The organism is Thermostichus sp. MS-CIW-38 (assembly GCF_054058415.1).
Genome location: NZ_JBSSAH010000073.1, coordinates 1 through 1,898, shown reverse-complemented (window position 1 = coordinate 1,898; position 1,898 = coordinate 1). Strand labels below are relative to the sequence as shown.

Below are 1,898 nucleotides of genomic sequence, written 5' to 3'. Positions count from 1 at the left end.
CCCGAATGGGGCAACCCGGCAAGGCGCAAGCCTTGTCACCTTTGGCTGAATCCATAGGCCAAAGGGGCGAACGCGGCGAACTGAAACATCTTAGTAGCCGCAGGAAAAGAAAACAAACGTGATTTCCTCAGTAGCGGCGAGCGAACGGGAAAGAGCCTAAACCGCTCAGCTACGGCTGGGCGGGGTTGTGGGACGGCCAAACGGCAGCCGGCGGGCTAGGGGAAGCAGCTGGAATGCTGCACCAGAGAAGGTGAAAGTCCTGTAGCCGAAAGCTCAAAGGCGCCGGCCGGATCCCGAGTAGCACGGGGCAGGGGAAATCCCGTGTGAATCGGCGAGAACCATCTCGTAAGGCTAAATACTCCTGCGTGACCGATAGCGAACCAGTACCGTGAGGGAAAGGTGAAAAGAACCCCGGGAGGGGAGTGAAACAGAACATGAAACCGTGTGCCTACAAGCAGTGGGAGCCCGATTGAACGGGTGACCGCGTGCCTGTTGAAGAATGAGCCAGCGAGTTACAGCGTGGGGCAGGTTAAGGCGGGAATGCCGGAGCCAAAGGGAAACCGAGTCTGAAGAGGGCGGGAGTCCCATGCTGTAGACCCGAACCTGGGTGATCTAACCATGGCCAGGCTGAAGCTTGGGTAAAGCCAAGTGGAGGGCCGAACCGGGTGATGTTGAAAAATCATCGGATGAGCTGTGGTTAGGGGTGAAATGCCAATCGAACCCAGAGCTAGCTGGTTCTCCCCGAAATGCGTTGAGGCGCAGCGTCGACAGGTACCTGGTGGGGTAGAGCACTGAATCGATGCGGGCGGCGAGAGCTGTACCAAATCGAACCAAACTGCGAATACGCCAGGGTTAGTCGGCAGTGAGACGGTGGGGGATAAGCTCCATCGTCGAGAGGGAAACAGCCCAGACCACCAACTAAGGCCCCCAAGCCATCGCTCAGTGATTAAGGAGGTGGGGGTGCCCAGACAACCAGGAGGTTGGCTTAGAAGCAGCCACCCTTTAAACAGTGCGTAACAGCTGACTGGTCAAGCGCCCTTGCGCCGAAAATGGACGGGGCTAAGCGATGCGCCGAAGTTGTGGATGGTGATGGTAGGGGAGCGTTCCGCAGTAGGGTGAAGCGTCAGCGGAAGCAGACGTGGACGAGGCGGAAGTGAGAATGTTGGCTTGAGTAGCGCAAACATTGGTGAGAATCCAATGCCCCGAAAACCCAAGGGTTCCCCCGGAAGGCTCGTCCGCGGGGGGTTAGTCGGGACCTAAGGCGAGGCCGACAGGCGTAGTCGATGGAGACAGGGTGGATATTCCCTGACTGACAACTGGAGCTGAAGAGGGACGCACAAGAGCAGGCCACACCCTGACTGGATTGGGAGGGGTCTACGGACTCCGCGTGGCTGAGGGTAGTGCCAAGAAAAGCTTGTAGGCGATGAAAGTTGTCACCCGTACCCGAAACCGACACAGGTGGGTGGGTAGAGGATACCTAGGGGCGCGAGAGAACCCTCTCTAAGGAACTCGGCAAAATGACCCCGTAACTTCGGGAGAAGGGGTGCCAGTGCAAGCTGGTCGCAGTGAAAGGGCCCAGGCAACTGTTTACCAAAAACACAGGTCTCTGCTAAGTCGCAAGACGACGTATAGGGGCTGACGCCTGCCCAGTGCCGGAAGGTTAAGGAAGTCGGTTAGCGCAAGCGAAGCTGGCGACCGAAGCCCCGGTGAACGGCGGCCGTAACTATAACGGTCCTAAGGTAGCGAAATTCCTTGTCGGGTAAGTTCCGACCCGCACGAAAGGCGTAATGATCTGGGCGCTGTCTCGGAGAGGGACTCGGCGAAATAGACTTGTCTGTGAAGATGCGGACTACCTGCACCTGGACAGAAAGACCCTATGAAGCTTTACTGTAGCCTGG

Annotated in this window: 1 rRNA gene; it reads left to right on the top strand. The window is 57.7% G+C overall.

Features of this window, described 5'->3' with window-relative positions:
- Positions 1–1,898, top strand: a 23S ribosomal RNA gene (locus tag ACVWXZ_RS14220); the annotation flags it as partial.